This window comes from Desulfobulbus alkaliphilus (assembly GCF_016918545.1).
Classification (GTDB): domain Bacteria; phylum Desulfobacterota; class Desulfobulbia; order Desulfobulbales; family Desulfobulbaceae; genus Desulfobulbus; species Desulfobulbus alkaliphilus.
Genome location: NZ_JAFFQC010000164.1, coordinates 1 through 478, shown reverse-complemented (window position 1 = coordinate 478; position 478 = coordinate 1). Strand labels below are relative to the sequence as shown.

Genomic DNA, 478 nt, shown 5'->3' with positions numbered 1-478 from the left:
AGGTAGATGAACGGGTGCGCACTGCCATCCATCACCGGGATCTCGGGGGCATCAACCTCGACATAGAGGTTGTCGATCCCCATCCCGGCCAGGGCGGCAGAGAGGTGTTCGATGGTTGACACGCGGACACCGGCTTCGTTTACCAGAGCGGTACAAAGCACGGTATCACGCACCTGATCGGCGTTGGCTGGCAGCGCGACCACAGGATTCAGATCGGTACGCAAGTAAACGATCCCTGTGTTAACAGGCGCCGGACGGAATGTCATTGTGACTTTCCGACCCGAATGCAGGCCCACACCGGTGGCCTGGACACTCGTTTTCAAGGTTCTTTGTCTAATCATGGGCGTATCCGCTTAACAGCTCAAATTCCTGACCAGATGGTCGTTGCCGGGCCATCTTAGCACAATCCTTAAGCAACAAACAAACCAAGGCCATACGAGGCTTAGTCAGCTTGCTTGCGCAGGAACGCAGGAATATC

The 478-nt window shown here is 55.6% G+C and carries 1 protein-coding gene; it reads right to left on the bottom strand.

The window, feature by feature from the left end:
* A partial coding sequence (locus tag JWG43_RS17905; protein ID WP_205244305.1) for a UDP-3-O-acyl-N-acetylglucosamine deacetylase occupies positions 1–341 on the bottom strand: 341 nt, incomplete at its 3' end.
* Positions 342–478 lie beyond the last annotated feature (137 nt).